Source organism: Enterococcus sp. 2201sp1_2201st1_C11_2201SCRN_220225 (assembly GCF_040925905.1).
GTDB lineage: Bacteria > Bacillota > Bacilli > Lactobacillales > Enterococcaceae > Enterococcus_C > Enterococcus_C asini_A.
Window position 1 is genome coordinate 1 of sequence record NZ_JBCOJC010000071.1, and the last position, 3,948, is coordinate 3,948.

General features: G+C 41.5%; 3 protein-coding genes and 1 pseudogene. All 4 read right to left on the minus strand.

What is annotated here, in order from left to right; genetic code table 11:
• A pseudogene (locus AB5754_RS12540) lies at positions 1 to 216 on the minus strand (collagenase-like protease); the annotation flags it as partial.
• A 61-nt stretch (positions 217 to 277) separates the two neighbouring features.
• A complete protein-coding gene (locus AB5754_RS12545) occupies positions 278 to 1,243 on the minus strand; it encodes an ABC transporter substrate-binding protein (protein WP_368251010.1) in 966 nt (321 codons plus the stop codon).
• Between the two features lie 31 nt (positions 1,244 to 1,274).
• Positions 1,275 to 2,147 carry a 4-hydroxybenzoate octaprenyltransferase gene (locus AB5754_RS12550; protein WP_368251011.1) on the minus strand — a complete coding sequence of 291 codons (873 nt, stop codon included), beginning with the start codon at positions 2,145 to 2,147 and terminating at the stop codon, positions 1,275 to 1,277.
• Positions 2,134 to 3,579, minus strand: a complete 1,446-nt coding sequence (locus AB5754_RS12555) for a menaquinone biosynthesis decarboxylase (RefSeq protein ID WP_368251013.1) — start codon at positions 3,577 to 3,579, stop codon at positions 2,134 to 2,136. The genes AB5754_RS12550 and AB5754_RS12555 overlap by 14 nt, the downstream gene beginning before the upstream one ends.
• Positions 3,580 to 3,948 lie beyond the last annotated feature (369 nt).

A 3,948-nucleotide genomic window follows, 5' to 3' on the forward strand; every position in this document is an offset into this window, starting at 1 on the left:
CACATAGACTTTCTTGTCTAAATCGTGGGCAATCGTCACAGCTTGGGCAATTTCTTCATTGCTTAAATTGCGCTTTGGATTGTGCATGCGCATATTAAACTGCTTGCCCCCAAGGTACACCGCATCGGCCGCACTGTGAATCACTTGTTTAAAATCTTCAAAGGTACCCACAGGAGCTAATAATTCAATGGTTCGATCTTGATATACTCGCGTCATAGCTTATTTCCTTCCTATTTCAAGAACAGCGACCGCAAAATTGGGGTCGCTGTAAAAATCATTATTTAAAGTAAACATCAGACAAGACATCTTTTGGTGTTAAGTCTTTGGTTAATAAATCGTGCTCTTTGGCCCAAGTAAAAGCACTGGTAATATCAGCTTCGGTAGCTTGTTCGGCTTGTGTGTAATCTGGTACTGTGATTTGATCTTTCAAATCTTCAGGAAAGCCTACTTCGTCGATAAACAACTGGATATAGTCACTCTTATCATGTTCTTTAATGTAATCGACCGCATCATTATAGGCTTCATACATGCCTTTAATCGCATCCGCTTTTTGGTCAATGACATCAGCAGGCATCCCCATCACAAAAGGATTAATGCCAATTTTTTTAGTAGAATCCAACACTCGCAATCCATCGGCTGTAGCCATGGTTGCAAATGGTTCTGGTAAAATCGCTCCTTGCGCTTGTTTGTTTTTCAACAATTCCAAGCGAGTAGGCACTTGAGGCACTTCGCTAACATTAATATCTGCATCAGTTAAGCCAGCTTTTTCTAGCATCATTGTTACGGCATATTCTGTACCTGTCCGTTTAGACAAAATCACATCTTTGCCCTTTAAGTCGGCGGTAGTTTGAATTGAATCATCCCCAGTAATTAAATCAAATTGACCATAGGTATTGCCGGTAATCTTCACATCCATGCCGGCTTCTTGGTAAATCGCAATCGCCACCAAGTCGGTGGACACCCCATCGACTTTTCCTGCTTGGAAAGCCGCATCTCGATCTTTAGCCGCTTTAAAAGTTTCCAATTTCAGATTGACCCCGTGATCTTTATCAAAGCCTTTTTCATGGGCTAAAATCAAAGGAATATTATCTGTGGAAGGCATTACTCCTAATGTTAAGGTTTCTGTTTTAGCCTCTTTAGCAGAAGAAGTCGCTGTATCGCTAGAATCTTTTGTACCACAAGCACTTAAAGTTGCCAATGCCAACGTAACAATCCCTACTGCACTTAGTAATTTTTTCATCATCTTACCATTTCCTCTTTTCTTTTATATTTGTCTAGAAAAAAATATCAAAAACCCCGGTTACTAAAAAAACGAGGCTGACCAATTCGTTTACGTTATAAGAAGCGATTTCCGCATGGGCCAAATGATCAGGTCGCACCACGGAATGCTCAAAAATTAATAAGATGCCAATCATCCCTAGCCCCACAAAATATAACCAACCAAATTGAGGCGTCAAAAACCCTACTAACAACAAGCAGACAAAAGCTATCCCATGAAACAGTCGCGCAATTAACAAGCCATTTTTAACGCCCACCGCTGCTGGAATGGAATGAACACCATAACTACGATCAAAATCCACGTCTTGGGAGCCGTAAATAATATCAAAACCTGCCACCCAAAACATATTGGCACCCGCTAAAAAGAAAGCTGTCCAAGAAAAACTGTTGGTAATGGCAATCCACGCTCCCGCAGGTGCCATGGCACAAGTGAAACCTAAAACTAAATGGCACAAAGCCGTAAAGCGTTTTGTATAAGAATAGCCCACCATAAAAAGTAAAGCTACAGGAGACAAAGCCAAAGTCACCGGGCCAAGTAACGCCGCAACTAAAACCGTAATTGCAAAGCAAAAAATTGAAAACCACAGTGCTTCTTTTTGACTCAATTTTCCTTGGGGAATTTGCCGCGTACTGGTGCGAGGATTGGCTTTGTCAATCTTGGCATCAATCACCCGATTAATGGCATTGGCCCCGGTGCGGGCAGCCAGTAGTCCAATCATCAAAAGTAAGATTCGCCGCCAATGAAATTCTCCTTTTGACGCTAATAGTAAAGAAACAATCCCAAAAGAAAAAGAGAATATCGTATGTTGGAACATCACTAAAACACCGTATGCGTGAAGCTTTTTACTAACTGTTTTAATCCAGGCCATAATCAGCCCACCGTTTCTCTACCAATTCTTTCGTTTTTTGATCCATGGTCACATCAGCTGGCCAAGGACGATTGTGGCCTTCTTCTGGCCATTTTTTCGTTGCGTCAATGCCAAGACGAGTGCCGTAAAAAGCATGAGGAGAAGAATGATCCAATGCGTCTAGTGGTCCTTCATTTAGCACCAAATCCCGTTTGGCATCAATATTATTAAAGACTTTCCAGGCCACTTTAGAAAAATCATGGGGATCTACATTGTCTTCTACTACGATAATCATCTTGGTGTACATCATTTGTCCCATGCCCCAACAAGTATTCATCACTTTATGAGCGTGATAAGGAAATTTCTTCTTAATGGAAACAATCACACAGTTATGAAAAACACCTTCAAAAGGCATGGCTAAATCTACAATTTCCGGTGCCATCATTTTCAATAATGGCAAGAAAACCCGTTCAGTGGCCAGCCCCATATAATCGTCTTCCATCGGTGGTTGGCCCACAATTGTCGTGGGATAGACGGCATTTTTCTTGTGGGTGATACAGGTCACGTGGAAAACTGGGTACATGTCTTCTAGAGAATAATAGCCGGTATGATCGCCAAATGGGCCTTCTTCTCGTAAAGGTTCGTTTACATCCACATAGCCTTCAATCACAAATTCTGATTCTGCCGGGACATAAATATCATTGGTAATGGATTTTACCATTTTCACCGGACGCTTTCGCAAAAAGCCAGCCAACATCATTTCATCAATCATCTTTGGCAATGGTGCTGTGGCGGAATAGGTAATCGCCGGATCTCCTCCTAAAGCGACTGAAACTGGCATCTTGCCCCCCAGTTTACGGTATTTTTCATAGATTTCCCGACCATCTTTATGCCAGTGCCAATGCATCCCGGTAGTGTTTTTATCGTACACTTGCATGCGGTACATGCCAGTATTTTGTTGCCCACTGTCAGGGTCTTTGGTCATAACTAAAGGCAAGGTAATAAATGGGCCCCCGTCTTCAGGCCAGCATTGTAAAATCGGTAATTTGGTTAAATCCGGTTCTTTCATGATCACTTCTTGGCATGCGCCTTTTTTGACTTTTAAAGGAAAGACTGCCGCCATTCGGGAAAGTTTAGGGATTTGACTGGCACTTTTCAACCAGCCACTGTAGTTAGCCAAATTGATTAAATCAGCAATTTGCTCGCCTACTTCATTGAGACTTTCCACACCTAGGGCTTGAGCCATACGTTTTTCGGAACCCATGGCATTGATTAACACGGGAAAAGCGGAGCCTTGGACATTTTCAAAAAGCAAAGCAGGGCCCCGAGCTTTGGAAATGCGATCGGTAATCTCGGTGATTTCCAAATGCGCTGAGACGGGAGCCGTCACCCGTTTTAACTCTCCAGCTGCTTCCAATGTGGTCATAAATTCTTGTAGATTTTTATAGGCCATAAACAATTCCTTTCTATTTATAAAGCAACAATTCAAATAAGAGACTTCGGCTTATCTTTGTGTTTACAATCACAAAACAAACACGCTTATTCTAACACTAATCGGGGGAAAAATAAAATATCCGTTTACCCTCACACACACTTCTCACAATGCCCCTAGAAAACAGCAAAAGTAAACAGTTTTAGTATTGATGGCTTCGGCTAAAGTCATCAAAAAAACTACGAAATTCCAAATAAACAGTTGGCTTTTTGTGGCTTTTAAGAAAAGCAACATGAGCTCATAAAACCATTCTAAAAAGGGACCGTGACATAAGTATTCCCTAAATGATAAACAACGAACATTTAATTTTTATTGATAAAAAAGATTCGG

Bases quoted from the DNA above. Each gene is read 5' to 3' on its own strand.
- AB5754_RS12545 (WP_368251010.1), bottom strand. From the start codon at position 1,243: ATGATGAAAAAATTACTAAGTGCAGTAGGGATTGTTACGTTGGCATTG.
- AB5754_RS12550 (WP_368251011.1), bottom strand. From the start codon at position 2,147: ATGGCCTGGATTAAAACAGTTAGTAAAAAGCTTCACGCATACGGTGTT.
- AB5754_RS12555 (WP_368251013.1), bottom strand. From the start codon at position 3,579: ATGGCCTATAAAAATCTACAAGAATTTATGACCACATTGGAAGCAGCT.